Source organism: Sphingobium sp. D43FB, assembly GCF_002312805.1.
Lineage (GTDB): Bacteria > Pseudomonadota > Alphaproteobacteria > Sphingomonadales > Sphingomonadaceae > Sphingobium.
On the sequence record NZ_NMUA01000001.1, the window covers coordinates 93,453 to 111,897 of the forward strand.

Consider the following 18,445-nt stretch of genomic DNA (forward strand, 5'->3'; position numbering starts at 1 on the left):
ATTCGAAAATCGGTACATCTCGCCGCGCTCTGCTGCGCGGATTGACCGCCATCCCAGTTACGGCGTCGGCCATCGCATCGCCTTGGGCCAAGACCCTGGCGCCGCTCCACCAGCGGCATGAAGACGAACCCGCGACACTTGTTCGGACGAAAGATGGGCGAAGCATGAGCCGCTTCCGCTATCACAATGCGGAACGATGGATGACCGCGCTGGAGGTGGGTTTCCTAGCCGACCCGCGACATGCAAGGGAAGCGCTGCATCAGGCCGGTTTCGTGACCCAGCAGGCTTTGTGCGCCTACCTGCTGGACGTGGGCTTTTCCGATGCGTGGAACGCCCGTCACATCAAGCAGGACATCGCCAAAGCGCTTTCTTACGCCATTGCCTGCGGCTTTGGCCATGATTGCCCCGACATGGCGCGGCTGGCGGCAGTACTCTCCCCCTATTGGAAATGGGGCTATCATTATCATCAGTGGGAGGAAGACCGGCCCCGCACGGGCGGCTTCATTCCCGCCACGATCACACCCCTTGTGCGTGCCTTGGTAGATCGCGTGCATGACGTGACCGGCCACCCGCGCCCCAGGGGTTGCCAGCCCCGCCCACAGGAGGCGCGGTCATGATATTGCGCACCGATGCCGACCATCTGCCCGCGCCGATCCGTGAGGAGCTTCTTCACGTCGCCACTATCCTGTTCGAGGCGTTCGAGGAAACGACCAAGGGCCGATGTTCCGAACATTTCCGGGCGGGCCGCATCCTTACCCTGATCCTGCATGGTCCCCATGCCGAAAAGGATTGGGAAGATGTTGCGCCGGGGGAAGCGTTCCGCCTGCTGGCGATCGTCAACTATCCGCGCCTTGCCCGCAGCGAACGCGACTGGCGGCTGGTGCGTGACCGCCTGCGTCGCGCATGGGAGCATAGCGAAATCGCCCGTCCGGTGCGGTTGTCTGTGGAAAGTCTTGAGCGGCTCAACGGCGCTCTTGTCGAAGGCGTCCCGCATTTTGTCACCATCGCCGAACAGGGAATCGCGCTCTACCAGATGGAGGGCTTGCGGCTGAAAGAGCCGCGCCGTTTGCCGGTGCGGGAACGGGCTATTCGGGGTGTGGCGGAGTTCGTTCGGTGGCATGAGCGCGGCACCGGATTTCTGGCAGGCGCTGCTTTCTATCGGGACCGGGGCGATGCGCCGATGGCGGCGTTGATGCTGCATCAAGCGTGCGAGCATTTCTATCTGTGCGTCCTCCGGTCGATCAGCCTACACGCCCCGCGCACCCATGCGCTAGATGAACTACGCGAGGCGGCGGAGGCGCTGGACCCGCACCTGTGTTCGGCATGGCCGCGCGACAGGCGGTTCGAGCGCCGCGCGTTCGGCTGCATCCGCCGCGCGTATGTCGAAGCGCGCTATGGGCGATCATACCGTATTTCGGGCGAGGAACTGTCATGGGCGTTCGCGCGAGTGGAGATATTGCAGGTACGGGCAGCGTTCGCCTGCGCGGATCATCAGGCTTCGCTCGCCGAAAGTCGGCCAAAGCCAATGCTTCCGCCGCCCGCAGGACCGACAACGGCGATAGCCCTTTCCCAGCCTGCTCGCCGCGCCAATATGCTGCAACGGACATGGCGTATCGTGCGACGTGCCGCCCCATCGCAGGGTCAATGGAACCCGATCATTCCCATTCGCAGATTCTGGCACTCCGACAGGTTCACGGACTGGGTTGACCATCTGACCTTGGCGATTGTCTGCCTGTGCTTCTTCATGGCTGGCGCGGAGGCAACGCTATGGCAGGTAAAGTCCGAGCATGTCGTCCGTTCCAAACCCGCCGACCTGTCCGCTGTGCTGGATTTCGACGTGCGCGCGAACACGGTGCTGGGCGCAGTCATGGACGTTGCGCAGAAGGCGGGCTATCGGGTCAAGGCGAATGACGACATTTGGACGGTGCGGTGGACCGGAGCCTATCGGGCCAAGGCGACGACCTTCGACGCGCTTGCGGACATCCTCTATGGCTCCGGCCTATGCCCTGCGATCAGAGAAGGCTTCATTACCGTGCGCTATTGCGACAAGAGCAGCCCACCCATAGCGGCGATGGTCGAGTATCAGGCAGAGCCGGGCGGCAATGCGCGCTTGTCGGTTTCGCGCTAACCGTCGCCCTGTTCCGCCTCGAAGGCCCGCTTGCCTTTGCGCTTCCAGAGGGCAAGTGCGTTGGCGCGTTCCTCGCCGCGCAGCCGGTCGGCAACCGTGAGGAACGCGCCGTAGATCGCTGCCCGGTCATCATGGGTCAGATCGACCAGGCCCGCCTTGACGGCGAGGCCGCCCAGTTCGATCAAGTGTCGGGTGCGTTCACGCCGTGCGACGGCCCAATCTCGCATGTCGGTTCGCCCCTTCCGAGCCTCAAGCCGATGCCGCGTGGCCGTCGAGCGGGAGAGTGCCGCTCTGTTGGCCAGAAGGTCCGCCCGCAGGCTTGCCGCCTTTGCCGAGAAAGAACGCCACGCCCGACTTGCGCCAGCCCTCCTTTGTCGCGGCATCTTTCACCGTGGCGGCATGGAGCAATGCCCCGGCCAGTATATCGGCGTCGAGCGCATCGGCCCCGGTAGCGGTCATCAGCTCGCCGAGCTGGCGCACGCGCCGTTCCTTGAGCGCCTTGGCCTTGTCGGCCAGGGCTTTGAGTTCCGAATCAAAATCACGGGGCTTACGCATCGCAAAGTCTCCATTGAGTGACGATAGCGCTATGATAAGATGATCCCGCTGCAAGCGCAGTAGAGTCGCCGGGACAGCCTGACACCGCCTAGTCCCGTCCGAGAAATTTTCGAGAAGGGCGCGCTTATACGTCGTTCCGACGTGCGCTTGAGCATAGTAGATGGACGATCGTCATGGCGATCTTTCATTTCTCCGTTCAGGTCATCTCTCGCGCGGCGGGCCGTTCCGCCGTCGCCGCCGCCGCCTATCGTGCGGGCGAACGCCTGCACGACGAGCGCCTTGACCGGCCCCAAGATTTCCGCGCCCGCTCTGGCGTCGAGCATAGCGAAATCATGCTGCCGGAAGGCGCGCCCGAACAATGGCGCGACCGCGAGCGCCTCTGGAACGATGTCGAGGCTTTCGAGAAGCGCAAGGACGCCCAGCTTGCCCGCGAGGTAGAGTTCGCAATTCCCCGCGAAATGACCAAGGCGCAAGGCATCGAACTGGCCCGCGATTTCGTGTCCGCGCAGTTTGTCGATCACGGCATGATCGCCGACCTCAATGTGCATTGGGACATCGGCGCAGACGGCCAGCCCAAGCCGCACGCCCATGTCATGCTCGCGATGCGGGAGGTCGTGCAGCGCGAGGACGGCAGTGCTGGTTTCGGGGCGAAGGTGCGCGAGTGGAACGATCATGAGAATGTCGAGCGCTGGCGCGAACGCTGGGAGACCCACGTCAACACGCGCCTGGCCGAACTCGACATCGACGCGCGCATCGATCACCGCAGCCTTGCCGATCAGGGGATCGACCTTGAACCGCAAAGCAAGATCGGCCGCCCTGCGCACCGTATGGACGCCCAGGGGCTGGAAGCCGACCGCGCCGAGATGCACCGCGAGATCGCACGGGAGAATGGCCAACGCATTATCGCCGATCCCGCCATCGCGCTCAACGCCATTACCCACCAGCAGGCGACATTCACCAACCGCGACATGGCCATGTTCATCCACCGGCACAGCGACGGGCAGGAGCAGTTCAACGCCGCCATGCGCGCGGTGCGCGGTTCGCCAGACCTGATCGCCCTGGGGAAGGATGGGCGCGGCGACGAGCGGTTCACCTCGCGCGATATGATCGAGACAGAACAACGGATGAGCCGCGCCGCTGACAGGCTTGCGATGGACCGGAAGGATGGTCTCTCAGCGGCGGCGACCTACGCCAGCCGCGCCGCCGAGAGTGGTGGCCTTGCTCTGGGGGCAGGGCAGGAAGCCGCGCTGCGCCATATAACGGGCGAGCGCGGATTGTCACTGGTGCTGGGCTATGCCGGGACTGGCAAAAGCGCCATGCTGGGCGTGGCCCGCGACGTTTGGGAAAGCGCAGGGCTGAATGTTCGAGGCGCGGCGCTCGCGGGCATCGCCGCCGAGGGGCTAGAGAATGGCTCCGGCATCGCGTCCCGCACCATCGCCAGCTTGGAACATGGCTGGTCGCAGGGCCGCGATCTTCTAACCTCCCGCGACGTGCTGGTGATTGACGAGGCGGGCATGGTCGGCACGCGCCAGATGGAGCGCGTGCTGTCCCATGCCGCCGACGTTGGCGCGAAGGTCGTCCTTGTCGGTGATCCACAGCAGTTGCAGTCGATCGAGGCGGGCGCGGCGTTCCGCGCGATCCATGAGCGCCATGGTGGCGTCGAGATCACGCAGGTTCGCCGCCAGCATGAAGGATGGCAGCAGGACGCCACCCGGCATCTGGCCACCGGCAGGACCGGCGAGGCCATTGCCACCTATGCCGACAAGGGCATGGTGCATCAGGCCGAGACGCGCGAGGACGCGCGGCGCGAACTGGTCGAGCGCTGGGATCGCGAACGGCAAGCAAATCCCGACGCCAGCCGCATCATCCTGACCCACACCAATGCGGAGGTGCGCGATCTCAACGAGGCGGCGCGCGCGGCGATGCGCAATGCGGGCGAACTAGGCGACGAGCGTCAAGTGAAGACCGAGCGCGGCGACCGACTATTCGCGTCTGGCGACCGCATCATGTTCCTGCGTAACGAACGCAGCCTTGAGGTGAAGAACGGGACGCTGGGCACCATCGAAAAGGTCAGCCAAGGCCATATGTCCGTCCGCACCGATGACGGGCGTGCCGTTTCGTTCGATACCAAGGACTATCGCGACCTCGACTATGGCTATGCCGCCACCATTCATAAGGCGCAGGGCATGACCGTGGACAGGGCGCATGTGCTGGCGACGCCGGGCATGGATCGCCACGGGGCTTATGTAGCCATGTCCCGCCATCGCGACGGCTTGGCGCTTCATTATGGCCGCGATGATTTTCGCGATCAGTCCCGTCTTGTTCGCACGCTCTCACGCGAGCGCGGCAAGGACATGGCGACCGATTACAGACAAGCCGACCCGGCAAAGGAATATGCCGAGCGGCGTGGCATAACCTTTGGTGAGCGGATCGCGGAAATCGTCAGGCCGATTGTCGAGAAAGCGCGGGGGATGTTCGACAACTTCCGGCCCAACATCCTGCCGCAGCAGGAACGCGACATCTTTGCAGGCTTCCAGCCCAGGGTCGAGCCGCCCGCCCAGGAGCGGGCCGTTCGGCACCAGCCCGAATATGACAAGCAGCCGATGCGCGCAGGCGGCGTGCGCGGCGCGGTGGAGCGCTATGCCAAGGCGCTGGACGCGATCCAGCAGACTCGCGAGCAGGGCGTGGAAGCCATGCCGCATCAGCGCGAGGCGCTCGACAGGGCGCGTGATGCTCTGGACGCCATCCGCCCTGAAGGTTCGTCGGACTTGAGCAGCGCGTTCCGCAGTAGCCCGGAGCTTGTCCGCGAGGCTGCCGAGGGGCGCGGCCAGGCGGCAGTGCGCGCGATGCAGTTGGAGACCGAAATCCGCATGGACCCGTTCCAGCGCGCTGACCGGTTCGTGGAAGGGTGGCAGCAGTTGCAGCGCCATCATGCAGAGCTTGTGCGCGACGGCAATTTTCGGGGCGCGAGGAGTGCAGCGCAGCAGATGGCAGGCATGGCAAAAAGCCTTGAGCGCGACGCCCAGCTTGAATCGGTGCTGGGCCTGCGCAGCCGCGAACTTGGGCTTGAGATCGGCCAGCAGGCTGGCCGCAGCCTGTCCCACGACCTCGCATCCTCCATTCCCTTCTATCACGGACGCGACATCGGTCGCGGCATGAGCCGCTAACCCCAAGGAGACCATGACATGGACGACGAGCAGAGCCTTCTAAACGAACCGGAGCCGGAACCCCGGCCCAATGCCGCCGCCGAGGCGTTCGCGCACCTCTCGGAGCGCGTGGCTGTTATGGAGGCGCGGCTTGAAGGGCGCATGGCGGTGATAGCCCGCGCTCTTGAGCATATCGCCATAGAGAAGCAGAGCCTCGAATTTCCCGACTATGGCCCGACACTTGCCAAGATGAACGGCTATCTCGCGACGGTGGCGGGGCAGACGAAGACAATCATGGAAGCACCCGCCATGCAGTTGACGCCGGAGAGCATGGCGGAGCGGATTGATGTGGCGGCGGATACCGCACGAGCGACGGACAAGGCGATCATCAAGAAATCGCTGGAATTGCATCATCAAGTCCATGCAGATCAGATGCGCGTGGTCGGGGCTATTCGGACCAAACAGGAACAGCGTTGGCACATGGCCTGCCTTGGAGGCGGCACGGCGCTGGCCGTATCGCTTCTGTGGATGATCTATCCCGGCTGGGCGGCCAGCATCGGCCCGCAAAGCTGGCATTGGCCGGAACGGGTGGCCCGGCGCACGATAGGCGAGCCGACCCTATGGAATGCCGGTATCCGCCTCATGCGCGCCGGGAACCCGGACGGCTGGCAGGTGATTGTGGATGCCGCCGACATGGCACGCGAGAACCGCGACACCATTGCCGCGTGCGAAAAGGCAGCCGCTAAAGCAGGAGAGACGGTGCGTTGCACCATCAGCATCAACAAACGATGAGGCTCTTGGGAGCGGAGTCCGCGTCGCGCGGTGACAACAAACATGCGATTTCCGTTGTCGTACACTTTCACATCCGAAAATGATTGTCGGCCACCAAGCTCTGCGAACCTCCCACGGAAATCAGCGATACTGGCATAGGTAGTATCGCTACATCGTTTAGAATAGCTTGTTCAGAAGCTTAGGCTCACTTGACTTTAGCCGTTCCAACATCGTGTTGACGTAGAACATATCCGGGCTGGCCAGCGCAGGCAGGATGACGACGAGATAATCCGGCGCATCTTTGTCTAGCAGGAAAGTGACCAGCCCGACACCGTGGATGCTGCACAAGGACTTCAAGCGACTCATATCGTCGCTGCTCGTAGTGCGGGGCACGACGATATAGCTTTTATGCGAGAACAGCCGGTATGCGACTGCTTGGCCAAAAGCGACGACGGGCTGGGAGGGCGTCGCCTTGATTTCGGCAGCAATAATCTGCGGTTCAAAGCGGAAGATGTCCTGCGCGCGCGGCTTCATCACGCCGAGTACGTCGGGCGTGCCCCATTTGCCGCCGAGGCTGCTCCCGCCCAAAGGCTCTGCTACCGTCGCCTCGTCATTCTCGACCAGCCATTCGGCGAAGCTGGCGTAGAAATCCTGTTCGGTAAGCGTTCCGGTGGCACCTGCTGTCGCATTGCCGATCGGCACCGTCGCAATCGCTTCGTCGGCGGCGACTGCATCGGCGGCATCGGCATCGACATACTTGGCGAGCTGGTAGGTGCCACGCGCCACCTTTACGATGTCGTCAGAGCTTTGGAACAGCACCTGAATTGCGCCGTGAATGCTGTTTGGCGGCGTTTCGGGATCAGGGCCATGAATCAGCTTCAGGATTTCGCCCCAGCGAATGCCACCGCTTTCCGCTTCGAGAATTTCACGCGCACGATCCTGAATCTGCTTGCGATTGAGCTTTGCCATTCATGCCCCTCCATTCTGGTTTAGCCCCATGGACCTCACCCTGCCACCTCGGCATCGGGCTTCGCCGCCATCAGCGCATTGATCCAGGCGAGGCAGAGGTCGCGGCTGCGATAGCTGCCCCATTTTGCTGTTTCTTCCCGTTCGACGATCGGGAAGGTCGCATAGATGTAGCTGATGTCGTCGCGGCTTTGGCTCGCGGCGGCGGGATCGAAAACGCCGTAGAGGATGAAATAGAGGGCATCGAGCTTGGCGCGGAGGCGCAGCCGACGGTCCTCGTCCCAGATGAAGGGCGGCAGCACGTCACCCGTCGCATCGATATAGCCCATATCGCGCGCGAAGGGAGCGAGATCATCTGCGGTGTAGGTGAGTTCCAGCACCGACTGGCGGATAATCTGGGCAGCGGTTTTGGAGCCGAAGGTTCGGGTATAGGCTACCGGCGGAATGATCGGGAGTTGCTCGACCAGATACCAGGCGAGGTGATTGCCGTGGACCTTCTGGCGCGCGAGATAATCAAGGACGACGCTGTTAAAATTGGCGAGCACCAGCGGCACGGCCTCGGCATAGCTTTTTGCGCTCACACCCTTTGTCGGGAACAGCACAGGGAGCGTATGCCCCGCACCGAAGCGAGGAATGATGGCAGCAATCGTCGTCCGTGCATTGGTGACGGACGTGACGTCCTTGAGCGACAGGCACCAGTCGGTCGGCGCATTCCAGCCGGTGTCGCTGGCCTTCACCCAATAGCGCGGGGTCGCCTGGCGTGCCGAGTCGCGATGGTCATCATCAGTCAGGTCCGCGCCCTGTCCCGACCGGAATACATTAGCTTCAGCCACCACGATATCCGACGCGCGATGATCGAACGCCTGGACCATCTTGCCCTCATAGAGGGGCACCCATTCCCCATCGGCTGACTCGAACCGATTGCCGTCTACAGGCCAGGCGCTTTCATCGCCCTCCAGTTCGGCGGGCGTGCGAAACTTACCGCTGTCGTTCGCCATGTGAAGCATCGTGGCATAGCGCATTGGCCAGAGAGGCTGACCATCGCCGACGGATCGATCCGCCCACACCGGCATACGTGCATAAATGCCCGACGTGATCTCCTTGTCACGGCGTGACCGGAAGATGGGAGCCGTACCGCTATTCGGATTGATCCGCGCGATCTCGTCAGCGGTGATGGGAAACACTCGATCGGGATCAGAGATTTCGGCCAGGTCACGGATGAAGAAGCCGTAGGAAGCGCCGTCGAACTGCCGATCGACGCCCCCTGCGATATAGGCGCAGAATTTGAAGCGGTAATACACATCGGGGAAAAACAGGCTGCCGTCATACCGCTTGTTGAAGAAGTCGATCACCCGATGGACCTGTTTGTCCCCGGTCACCTTGCGGAAGAACGCAGCCGAGCTTTGATCGGAGGCAATGCCCGACGGGATTAGCAGGCCTACCATGCCGCCGGGCTTGACCAGCGCATGGCCGCGTTCGACGAACAGCGAATTCAGATTGGTATCGCCACCCGACAGAAGCGGATAATGCCCGGACTTGCGAGCCATGCGGGCGGTGTCGATTGCGCGCTGTTCGGCGTGGTTAAAATCATCCCAAAGCGGATCGCCGTCGGTTTTTAGCTTGGCGATTAACCGCGTCCGGTCCGATGCGCGCTGCGCCAACGCAATCTCCGGACGGCGCGCGGCGAACCATTCCACCTGTTGCAGCTTGATCCGGTCCCACGGCGGATTACCAACGACAGCATCGAACCCACCTTCGCGGCCCGTGCTAGCCCAGTTGTCCCACACGCCAGGAAATGCGATCTGCCAGTTTAGAAAGCGTTCCTCCTCGATCAGCGCACGAGCCCGCTGCCAGATGGCGGTGAACGCCTCGACTTCCTCCGGCCTTGCCATGCCGCCTTCCGGTACCTTTCGGCCCCGCGCGATCGGGATCGGATCGCCGAAGCGCCCGTCGAGCCAGAGCTGGGCCAGCGCCTTGTCCTTGGCCTTCAGTCCGAGCCAGTCCAGTGCGTGCAGGAAGCTGACGAACCCGTCGAGTTCGCCGGTCATCAGTTCCACGTCTTCATACATTGCCGCCGAGCGATGCGCTTCCGCGATCTCGACATCGGTCAACGCCTCGATGGTCTTCATCGCTTCCGCCGACCGCTGCGCGTTGCGGAGCGCGTCATGATAGAAAAGCTCGCCCCCCATTGCGGTGGCCTTGTCGATGGCGTCACGCACCCATAGGCCGAAAAGACTGTCGCCCGCGTGCAGGTGGTGGTCGATAAATGACAACGGTGCCCCGACCGTAAAAGTGTGCAGCCACAGCGCAACCTTGGCGAGTTCGACCGCCATCGGGTTCTTGTCCACGCCATAGACGCAGCGTTTCAGCACCATGCGGCGAACGATGTGCCGGTCGTCGAGCTGTTCCTCGTCTATGGTCCACTTCGCCGCCCTGGCATTTTTCAATATGGTGGCGCGAATGTCCTCGATCTTGTCGGAGAGCGGCGAGATGTAATGCAGATCGACACCGAGAACGGCGGCTTCCGCCATCGCATCGAGTACATGATCGGCCAGCGTATCGACCAGGCTGACAAGGAAATGCCCGGACCCCATCGCCGGATCGCAAACTCGTAGCGACAGTATCGCACTGGCCGGATCAGCATCGCGCAGTTCGCGCCGCTGATAGTCTTCAGCGTCCTTAGCGTTGAGCTTGGCGAACGCGGTTCGGAATGCATCCAGCTGTTCTGCGATGAGCGGTTCGAGCGTCTCGTCAAGGATCAGCCCCACCAGTTCGTCCGGTGTATAGTAGCTGCCGCTATTTTTGCGAGCGAACAGGTTCGGGCGAACCGTCAGCGCACCGGTTTCGTCGCGCACGATCTCGAATTCCAACAGACGTTCGTAGATCGAACCGAGCTGCTGCACGGAGAGGTCGCGGTAATTGATGTAGCGGCGCTCGCCCGATGATCGCTCATAGGAAAGGGCATCGAGGGCAGTGGCCATCACGCTGTCGGGTACGCGAGCGCTGGTAAGCAGCGGCGTTCCGGCAGTGGCGAACAAGCCGCCGTTATAAGGTGGGATACCGACCGAGGCATCTCCCTTGTCAATGATCCGCGATAAGTCGGAAACGTGCGACCAGATGCGCGCGGCGGACGTGGAAAACGCATCGCCGCTGGTCACCCGCCTACCGACATCGAGCCGCAGCGGGCGCAAAGCATAGTCGTCATAGCGCGGGTCGCTGACCGGCAGCAGATCGCGATCTTCGGCATAGAGCAGGAAAAGCAAACGGTAGAGAAGCACCAGTGCGGCGTCGCGAACGTCGTTTAACGGCGCATCGGGCGCAGCCTCGGCGATGGATTTTGCCAAGCTGGGAAAGACGACATCGAAAACCAGCTTCGACAGGCTGGAGGCGACCCGTTCCTCATAGAACGCGGCTTCGGCGCGGGCGCGATCGTGAAACGAACTCTGGTCCGCACCATCGCGCAGAAATGCTTCACGTCCGAACATGACGGCGAAAACGCGCAGCCAATGGTCACGTGTAAGTGCATCCGAAGCTGCATCGTCGCCTTCAAGCGCAAGAACGCGACCCAGATCAATCTCTAGAAATTCTTCCGAAATCGATCTTGCTCCGGCCCAGTAGAGCCTCCAGCGCGTACCGTTGGTAAGAATTCCCCAGCGCAGCGCACCGCCCGTCAGATCGTCAATCCGCCGTAAATAGCGGAGCATCTGGGTGGATGGCGCGGTAATTTCATCACGGCCAGATGCACGGTCGAGCGGACGCGCCCAGCGCTTACTTTCGACGACCGCCAAGCCATGCCCATAGCGCCGCCACTGGTCATGTTGTGCGTTGGCGGACGCCTTCGCCGCTGCGTCGGCGAATAGCAGACCATCGGGCACGTCATCACGCCCGCTAACGGTAAGGTTCTGCTGGCGAAGAGAATCTGACCAGCCAAGCGCGGCAAGCACCGGCCAAATGAAATCGTCCTCGGTCTGACTTTCATTCGTGCGTTGATTTTGCGGGAATACTGCGGCGATTTGACCCAGACGCGCGCGCAACTCCGCCACATCGACGGCACGATAGGCCGCCGTGACCTTTATCGCTTCGATGAGGTAGTCGGTGGTAAAAAGCGCACCAGAAATGAACAACGCGGAATCAGCCAATTAGCACCCCCTATTTGTTTCATACCGATGGAAGCGTAAGGCGCAAAGGGGAAGCGCTTACCGACGCGAGCTGTAGCGATCAATGCGCTGGCAGCAATTGACCCGCTGTTGAACAGTTCACCGCACCACGCTTGAGCGCCGCCAACTAAAAAGCCTGGTTGCGTCCCGTCCTGTTCCGAATCGCGCCATACGGACCCAATCGAAACGTGGGAACAAATGTGGCTTTGTATCGTGAAGGTCCGGGGTTTATCGTGTAAAAACAACACGATAAACCCCTTGACTGGTAGCGGAGGAGGGACTTGAACCCCCGACACGCGGATTATGATTCCGCTGCTCTAACCAGCTGAGCTACTCCGCCCCTTGGGGCCGCGCAAGGCAACATGGCCCTGCGGTGAGGCGGCGCTATACGCAGCGGCGGCGGGTCGGTCAACGGGGCTTTTTGCGATTATTTGCGCCGCACGCGCCAACCCGCTGGCAGCGCTACCGGATAGCCCGCCATCGCGCCCGAATCGATCGCGCCGACCGCCGCTCTCACCATCGGGCCGAGCTGCGCCATGTCGGGATTATGGCCCACGCCCGGCACCGTCAGCATGGCGGCGGGCGCGCGGGCGGCGGCGAACAGCGCGTCGGCCTGCGCCATGTCGATCCGGTCGTCGGCGGTCCCCTGTATCATCACCAACGGAGTGCCGATCTTCGTCACCGCGTCCAGATTATTCCATTTGTCGGGCAGCAGCAGGCCAATCCCGCCGGGCGCCGATTCCTCCAGCTTGTCGAAGGTCGAGAGGGTGACGACCCCCGCCACCTTCACCGTCGCCGCGACATGCAGCGCCACCGCGCCACCCAGCGAATGGCCGACCAGGAACAGCCGCGCGTCCGGCCCGACCAGATCGCGCGCCGCCGTCACGAAACTGCGCCCGTCCGCCACCAGCCCGGCCTGCGTCGGTGTGCCGGGATTGCCGCCAAAACCGCGATAGGACACCACGACCACATGGTCGCCCTTGCCCGCCAGATGTTCGGCATAGCGCGCGCCGATCCCCTGATGCGATCCCCGCCCGTGGAAGAAGAGGATCACGTCACGGTCGGCCGGGTCGCCCGGCCAATAATAGCCGCTCAGCACCAGGCCGTCCTCGCTTCGCACCGGTAGGGCGACAGGGGCCGTCTTCGTCCATTGCGCCACCTGCACCGGCGCGGCATCGGCGCGGTAGATCTGCTCGCGCACGGTCGAGGCGCAGGCGCTCAACGCCAGCATGGCGGCCAGCGGCCCGCCGATCATCCTGTTCATGTCTGCCTTCTGCCCAATCTCTGCTCTGGCGCAAGGAATAATGAAATCGCCCGATCTGTGTCATTTTTCTATTGCAATCCCTTTTGCCCCACGTCCTAATGTTGCGACGCACAACCGGCCGTCCTGGCCGAGGGAGGAACGTCCACTTGCCCTTCCACGAAATGTTTGAGCCTGATGGTTCGATACGCGCCTGTTACGCCGAAGTGCAGAAATGGGTGGAACGAACGGGCATATCCGGGCTCAACCGTCGGCTGGATGAGGCAGAGGCGATCTTCCGCCGCATCGGCATCACCTTCGCCGTCTATGGCGAAGGCGGCGACCCGGAACGGCTGATCCCGTTCGATCTGTTGCCGCGCATCTTTACCGCGCAGGAATGGCGCGTGCTGGACAAGGGCATCCGCCAGCGCGCCCGCGCGCTCAACGCCTTCCTGCATGATGTCTATCATCGCGGCGAAATCGTGAAGGCCGGCATCATGCCCGCCGACATCATCTACAAGAACAGCGCCTATCTCGCTGAAATGGCGGACTTTTCCCCGCCCGGCAAAGTCTACAGCCATATCGTCGGCATCGACATCGTCCGCACGGGGCCGGGCAGTTTCGAAGTGCTCGAGGATAATTGCCGCACGCCGTCGGGCGTCTCCTACATGCTCGAAAACCGGGAGATCATGACGCGCATGTTCCCCGAACTATTCGCCGCCGGGATCGTCGCGCCGGTCGATGACTATCCCGCCGAACTGCTCAAAAGCCTCAAGGAAGTCGCGCCGCCCGCCTGCAAGGGCGATCCGGTCGTGGTCGTCCTGACCCCCGGCTCGCTCAACAGCGCTTATTATGAGCATAGCTTCCTCGCCGACCTGATGGGCGTCGAGCTGGTCGAACCCGCCGACCTGTTCGTTGATAATGACCGGGTGTGGATGAAGACGACGCTGGGGCCAAAGGCGGTCGATGTCATCTATCGCCGCATCGACGATGAATATCTCGACCCGCTCGTCTTCCGCGCCGACAGTCTGCTCGGCGTTCCCGGCATCTTCAACGTCTATCGCAAGGGCGGGGTGACGCTCGCCTCGGCCCCCGGATCGGGCATCGCCGACGACAAGGCGGTCTATATCTACGTGCCGGAGATGATCCGCTTCTATCTCGGCGAAAAGCCGATCCTCGACAATATCCAGACCTGGCAATGCGGCAAGCCCGACGAATGCGCCTATGTGCTGGAACATCTGCACGAACTGGTCGCCAAGGAAGTCCATGGATCGGGCGGATACGGCATGTTGATCGGCCCCAAATCGACCAAGGATGAGGTCGCCGCCTATGCCGACCGCATCCGCGCCAATCCCAAGGAGTTCATCGCCCAGCCGACGCTCGACCTCTCGACCGTCCCCACGCTCGGCCCCGCCGCCGTGGTCGGCCGTCACGCCGACTTCCGCCCCTATTGCCTGGTCGGCAAGCAATTGCGCCTCGTCCCCGGCGGCCTGACCCGCGTGGCCCTGACCGAAGGGTCGCTGGTGGTCAATTCCAGCCAGGGCGGCGGGGTCAAGGACACCTGGGTGTTGCAGGATTGATGATGGCCATCCCGTCCATTCACCCCACACGTCATCCCCGCGCAGGCGGGGATCCATCTCCGGGCCTCACCCCATGCGGAACGCTTGGGAGATGGGTTCCCGCCTTCGCGGGAATGACGGAAGAAGAGGGCATGACCAAATGCTGAGCCGGACCGCCGAAAATCTCTTCTGGATGGCGCGCTACATGGAGCGTGCGGAGGCCACCGCGCGCCTGCTCACCATGGGCCAGCGCATGGCGATTCTGCCCGGCGCGCATCATCGCGACGAATGGCGATCGGTCGTCCGCGCGGCAGGCTGCGGCCACCAGTTTCCCGAAGGATCGACCGTCACCGAAAGCGACGCCGTCGCCTATCTGATGCTGGACCTCGACAATAGCAGCTCGATCCGCTCCTGTCTCGCCAAGGCGCGCGCCAACGCCAAGTCGGCCCGCACCATGCTGACGCAGGATATGTGGGAAGCGCTCAACGATGGCTGGCGCAAGCTCGACAGCTATGATGTCGGCGAGGCCCGTCAGCAGCTCCCGACACTGATCGACTGGGTCAAGACTCGCGTCATGACCTTCCGCGGCGCGACTCATTCGGGGCAGCTGCGCAACGAAGGCCATGACTTCCTGCGCTGCGGCTCGGCGCTCGAGCGCGCGCAGATGACGCTGCGGCTGCTCGACGTCAAATATTATGTCCTGCTGCCCGAAACCGAAGTCATCGGCGGCAATCGCGACCATTATCAATGGACCTCGGTCCTCTACGCCCTGTCGGGTGCGCGCGCCTATCATCATGTCTATGGCGGCACCTACACCCCCTGGCAGATTACCGATTTCCTGATGCTCAACCGCATGTTCCCGCGCAGCGTTGCCTTCTGCTACGACCAGCTCGCCTATCGGCTCAACCGCCTGTCGGGCTGGCATGATCGGCGCGGCGCGTGCAACGACACGATCGAACAGATGGTCAGCGCCCTGGAACAGCTCGACAGCGGCGAAATCTTCCGCTTCGGCCTGCATGAAACGGTGCAGCAGGGGCTGGCGATGACCAACCAGCTGGGCGTCGAAATCGCCCAGACCTATCATTTCGGCTGATCGGGGGAGGGGGCGCTCGCGATGAAATTGCTGGTCCGGCATCAGACCGTCTATTCCTACGACCCTTCGGCGGGCCGGGTGGTCATGCGGCTGAAACTGATGCCGGTCGACACGCCCGCGCAAACGGTGCTGGACTGGCAAGTAAGCGTCAATGACGCGCCGGTCACCGGCTTCCACCGCAACAGCAATGGTGAGATGGAAGCACTCTGGGTCCGGCACGATCAGCTCGGCCAGGCGGTGATCGTTGCGGAAGGCCTCGTCGAAACGCGCGAAACCCATGGCGTCGTCGGCGGCCCGATCAGCCGCGTGAACCCGCTCTATTTCCTGCGCGACACGCCGCTCACCCGCGCGTCGGACGCGATCGCCGCCATGGCCCTGGCGCTGCCCGACGGTAACGGACCGCTCGCCCGGCTGCACGCGCTGGCCGCCGCCGTCACCGACGCGGTCACCTATCGCGCTGGCGTCACCACATCGGCCACCACGGCTGCGCAGGCCTTTCAGCTGGGCGCAGGCGTATGCCAGGATCATGCCCAGATCTTCATCGCGGGCGCGCGCGTCCTTGGCATCCCCGCCCGCTATGTGTCGGGCTATCTGCTCACCAGCGAGGGCAATGAACTGCACGAAACCCATGGCTGGGCCGAAGCGCTGGTGCCGGGCCTCGGCTGGGTCGGCTTCGACCCCTCCAACCGCGTCTGCGTCACCGAACGCTATCTGCGCGTGGCGAGCGGCCTGGATGCCGATGATGCCGCGCCGATCCGGGGCACCATCATGGTTGCGGGCGATATCCTGATTGACGCGGACGTCCGTATCGCGCAGGCGGATGACGGGATCGAGGAACGGCAGTTGCAACGGCAACAACAGCAAAACAGTCCGCCGCCCGGTCTACAGGGTTGAGTCAGATATTTCGGGAGCCTGCGGGGAATGACCTATTGTGTGGCGGTGCGCGTGGACCAGGGGCTGGTCATGCTGTCCGATACCCGCACCAATGCGGGCATGGACAATATCGCCCGCTTTCGTAAGAGCTTCACCTATGTCGTGCCGGGCGAACGCGCGATCACGCTGCTCTGTTCGGGCAATCTGTCGATCACCCAAGGGGTGAAGGCGACGCTCAGCAAGGCGATCAAGGACGCCAAGCTCGACCCCGAAATCGAAACCATCCTCAATTGCAGCACCATGTATCGCGTGGCCCAGATCGTTGGCGACGCCATGCGCGCGATGCAGACCCGCTATCGCGAAAGCATCGAAATGGGCGGATCGGGCGCCAGCGCCTCGATCATGATCGCGGGCCAGCGCCGGGGCGGCAAACCGCGCCTCTACCTCGTCTACTCCGCCGGCAATTTCATCGAAGCAACCGAAGACACGCCCTTCTTCCAGATCGGCGAACATAAATATGGCAAGCCCATCCTCGACCGCATCATCGCCCGCGAAACCAGCCTGGAGGATGCGACCAAGGCGGTGCTTGTCTCGATGGACTCGACCCTGCGCTCCAACCTCTCGGTCGGCATGCCGCTCGACCTCGCCGTCATCCCCACCGACGCCTACGACTTCCGCGTCCGCACCCGCATCGAAGCCGACAATGAAGAATTCGCCATGATCTCGCAAAGCTGGAGCGCTGCGCTGCGCAAAGGCTTCGAAGATCTACCCAACGTCCTTGATTGAGCGGGGCAGGGCATTGCGAAAGCCCCTCCCTTCAAAGTTCAAACGAATCATGTGACTCGTTTGAAGGCTTGGGATGGGGGCCAGCGCAGCGAGCCGCAACTAGCGATACAAACCGCGTAAACCACTCCCCCGTCATTCCCGCGAAGGCGGGAACCCATCTCCCACCATCACCGCAAGCGCGGCGTGTCGGCAATGGGTCGTAGGCGGGCTCCCCATACTCCCGCAAAAGCAGTTACACATCCTAGCCGTCATGCCAGCGCAGACTGGCATCCCAGGCGGAGGCGGGGAACCGTGGGGCTTCGCACTGATCGCAACGCCATCGCGCCATCTCCTGAGACCCCAGCTTCCGCTGGGGAGACGGAAAGGGTGGGTTGCGGAAAGGCGGGTTTACGGCGAATACAATCAAAAGCTGACTTGCGAGGTGCCATGACGAGATTACGTTTTGCTAGTCTAGCCGCTGCAGCCTTCGTGCTATCCGGCCAAACAGCCCCACCGAAATATGCAGTAGGTCAGATTTGGGAATATCGGAATCGTCCGCAGGACGCCGGTTCGTTGCTCAAAGTCCAACAAATCGCGGACTTCGGTAGAGATAAGGTCTATCACCTTAGTATCATCGGTGTGCACTTCGCGACGCCGGGTATCTCTGGCGTTCTTCCGCATATCCCCGTTTCGGAAACGACGCTGGATGCAAGTGTTACACACCTTTCATCTGCGGATACAGACTTCCCGACCACCGCTTTACAGGAAGGGATCGCCGAATGGCAAAAGGCAAAGGGCGGCATTTTCACCATTCCCATGTCGCAAATCATGGACATCGTTGATGACCAAACAGGTCGGCGGCAAGCGACCGCTGAAGCCGAAGTCGTGGGCATTTAATGTCCGCTTTCGTTGACTACTGGACAAAGCCAAATAACAAAAAGTGGTCTTTCACTCCCGTTCCTCCTTCGTCATGCCGGGCTTGACCCGGCATCCCGCTTTTCTTCGCGTAAATAGCCAAAACCCTGAGCCACAGCCCGCCGAAGTGGCCGGGGTGACGATTAACGCGACGATTTAATCCGGTCGGCAAAACACCCTCCCTCCAACACCCTTCCAATGTAGGAAAATCCCTGATCTAGTCCCAATGGATGGATCAGCCGCCCACCGTCGTCCGCTTACGCCCCCCTTGCGCACC

At 62.5% G+C, this 18,445-nt stretch carries 14 protein-coding genes and 1 tRNA gene; 9 read left to right on the forward strand and 6 right to left on the reverse strand.

Annotated features, from left to right (window positions below; genetic code table 11):
* The first annotated feature begins 164 nt into the window (after positions 1-164).
* Together SxD43FB_RS00450 and SxD43FB_RS00455 are read left to right on the forward strand one after the other, a co-directional pair.
* On the forward strand, positions 165-617 hold the full coding sequence (locus SxD43FB_RS00450; protein ID WP_255245555.1) for a hypothetical protein: 453 nt from the start codon (positions 165-167) through the stop codon (positions 615-617).
* The gene (locus SxD43FB_RS00455) at positions 614-2,128 is read left to right on the forward strand and encodes a HEPN domain-containing protein (RefSeq protein ID WP_096060532.1); all 1,515 of its coding nucleotides are present in this window, start codon (positions 614-616) and stop codon (positions 2,126-2,128) included. Before SxD43FB_RS00450 ends, SxD43FB_RS00455 begins: the two co-directional genes overlap by 4 nt.
* On the opposite strand, the gene SxD43FB_RS00460 is transcribed toward SxD43FB_RS00455, so the two are convergent.
* Positions 2,125-2,355, reverse strand: coding sequence for a conjugal transfer protein TraD (locus SxD43FB_RS00460; RefSeq protein ID WP_096060533.1), 231 nt, complete (start codon positions 2,353-2,355; stop codon positions 2,125-2,127). The genes SxD43FB_RS00455 and SxD43FB_RS00460 overlap by 4 nt on opposite strands.
* 22 nt (positions 2,356-2,377) lie before the next feature.
* Positions 2,378-2,683: a conjugal transfer protein TraD gene (locus tag SxD43FB_RS00465; RefSeq protein ID WP_096060534.1), complete on the reverse strand. Its 306-nt coding sequence runs from the start codon at positions 2,681-2,683 to the stop codon at positions 2,378-2,380.
* 173 nt (positions 2,684-2,856) lie between these two features.
* Here SxD43FB_RS00465 and traA point away from each other — a divergent pair, with 173 nt between their 5' ends.
* Positions 2,857-5,850, forward strand: coding sequence for a Ti-type conjugative transfer relaxase TraA (traA, locus tag SxD43FB_RS00470; protein ID WP_096060535.1), 2,994 nt, complete (start codon positions 2,857-2,859; stop codon positions 5,848-5,850).
* A gap of 18 nt (positions 5,851-5,868) precedes the next feature.
* Positions 5,869-6,621, forward strand: a complete 753-nt coding sequence (locus SxD43FB_RS00475) for a DUF6118 family protein (RefSeq protein WP_096060536.1) — start codon at positions 5,869-5,871, stop codon at positions 6,619-6,621.
* A 156-nt stretch (positions 6,622-6,777) separates the two neighbouring features.
* Here the strand turns inward: SxD43FB_RS00475 and SxD43FB_RS00480 are convergent, their stop codons facing one another.
* From SxD43FB_RS00480 to SxD43FB_RS00495, 4 genes are all read right to left on the reverse strand, one after another.
* Positions 6,778-7,569 carry a hypothetical protein gene (locus SxD43FB_RS00480; protein ID WP_096060537.1) on the reverse strand — a complete coding sequence of 264 codons (792 nt, stop codon included), beginning with the start codon at positions 7,567-7,569 and terminating at the stop codon, positions 6,778-6,780.
* A 35-nt stretch (positions 7,570-7,604) separates the two neighbouring features.
* Positions 7,605-11,705: a hypothetical protein gene (locus SxD43FB_RS00485; protein WP_217988767.1), complete on the reverse strand. Its 4,101-nt coding sequence runs from the start codon at positions 11,703-11,705 to the stop codon at positions 7,605-7,607.
* Between the two features lie 281 nt (positions 11,706-11,986).
* A tRNA-Met gene (locus SxD43FB_RS00490) sits at positions 11,987-12,063 on the reverse strand.
* Positions 12,064-12,150: 87 nt separating this feature from the next.
* Positions 12,151-12,987 (reverse strand): alpha/beta fold hydrolase, encoded by an 837-nt coding sequence (locus tag SxD43FB_RS00495; RefSeq protein WP_096060539.1) that lies wholly within the window; start codon positions 12,985-12,987, stop codon positions 12,151-12,153.
* 146 nt (positions 12,988-13,133) lie between these two features.
* On the opposite strand from SxD43FB_RS00495, the gene SxD43FB_RS00500 reads away from it, so the two are divergent.
* The 5 genes from SxD43FB_RS00500 (at position 13,134) to SxD43FB_RS00520 (ending at position 18,150) form a co-directional block, all read left to right on the forward strand.
* Positions 13,134-14,543, forward strand: coding sequence for a circularly permuted type 2 ATP-grasp protein (locus tag SxD43FB_RS00500; protein ID WP_037476536.1), 1,410 nt, complete (start codon positions 13,134-13,136; stop codon positions 14,541-14,543).
* Positions 14,544-14,682: 139 nt separating this feature from the next.
* Positions 14,683-15,615 carry an alpha-E domain-containing protein gene (locus SxD43FB_RS00505; RefSeq protein WP_096060540.1) on the forward strand — a complete coding sequence of 311 codons (933 nt, stop codon included), beginning with the start codon at positions 14,683-14,685 and terminating at the stop codon, positions 15,613-15,615.
* Positions 15,616-15,636: 21 nt separating this feature from the next.
* Positions 15,637-16,509 (forward strand): transglutaminase family protein, encoded by an 873-nt coding sequence (locus tag SxD43FB_RS00510; protein WP_096060541.1) that lies wholly within the window; start codon positions 15,637-15,639, stop codon positions 16,507-16,509.
* Positions 16,510-16,536: 27 nt separating this feature from the next.
* On the forward strand, positions 16,537-17,274 hold the full coding sequence (locus SxD43FB_RS00515; protein ID WP_037476539.1) for a peptidase: 738 nt from the start codon (positions 16,537-16,539) through the stop codon (positions 17,272-17,274).
* A gap of 426 nt (positions 17,275-17,700) precedes the next feature.
* Positions 17,701-18,150: a hypothetical protein gene (locus SxD43FB_RS00520; protein ID WP_141249438.1), complete on the forward strand. Its 450-nt coding sequence runs from the start codon at positions 17,701-17,703 to the stop codon at positions 18,148-18,150.
* Positions 18,151-18,445 lie beyond the last annotated feature (295 nt).

Excerpts from the sequence above, each read along its gene's own strand:
- SxD43FB_RS00455 (WP_096060532.1), top strand. The coding sequence starts at position 614 with ATGATATTGCGCACCGATGCCGACCATCTGCCCGCGCCGATCCGTGAG.
- SxD43FB_RS00510 (WP_096060541.1), top strand. The coding sequence starts at position 15,637 with ATGAAATTGCTGGTCCGGCATCAGACCGTCTATTCCTACGACCCTTCG.
- SxD43FB_RS00475 (WP_096060536.1), top strand. The coding sequence starts at position 5,869 with ATGGACGACGAGCAGAGCCTTCTAAACGAACCGGAGCCGGAACCCCGG.
- traA (WP_096060535.1), top strand. The coding sequence starts at position 2,857 with ATGGCGATCTTTCATTTCTCCGTTCAGGTCATCTCTCGCGCGGCGGGC.
- SxD43FB_RS00495 (WP_096060539.1), bottom strand. The coding sequence starts at position 12,987 with ATGAACAGGATGATCGGCGGGCCGCTGGCCGCCATGCTGGCGTTGAGC.
- SxD43FB_RS00465 (WP_096060534.1), bottom strand. The coding sequence starts at position 2,683 with ATGCGTAAGCCCCGTGATTTTGATTCGGAACTCAAAGCCCTGGCCGAC.
- SxD43FB_RS00460 (WP_096060533.1), bottom strand. The coding sequence starts at position 2,355 with ATGCGAGATTGGGCCGTCGCACGGCGTGAACGCACCCGACACTTGATC.
- SxD43FB_RS00520 (WP_141249438.1), top strand. The coding sequence starts at position 17,701 with ATGACGAGATTACGTTTTGCTAGTCTAGCCGCTGCAGCCTTCGTGCTA.
- SxD43FB_RS00505 (WP_096060540.1), top strand. The coding sequence starts at position 14,683 with ATGCTGAGCCGGACCGCCGAAAATCTCTTCTGGATGGCGCGCTACATG.
- SxD43FB_RS00450 (WP_255245555.1), top strand. The coding sequence starts at position 165 with ATGAGCCGCTTCCGCTATCACAATGCGGAACGATGGATGACCGCGCTG.
- SxD43FB_RS00515 (WP_037476539.1), top strand. The coding sequence starts at position 16,537 with ATGACCTATTGTGTGGCGGTGCGCGTGGACCAGGGGCTGGTCATGCTG.
- SxD43FB_RS00480 (WP_096060537.1), bottom strand. The coding sequence starts at position 7,569 with ATGGCAAAGCTCAATCGCAAGCAGATTCAGGATCGTGCGCGTGAAATT.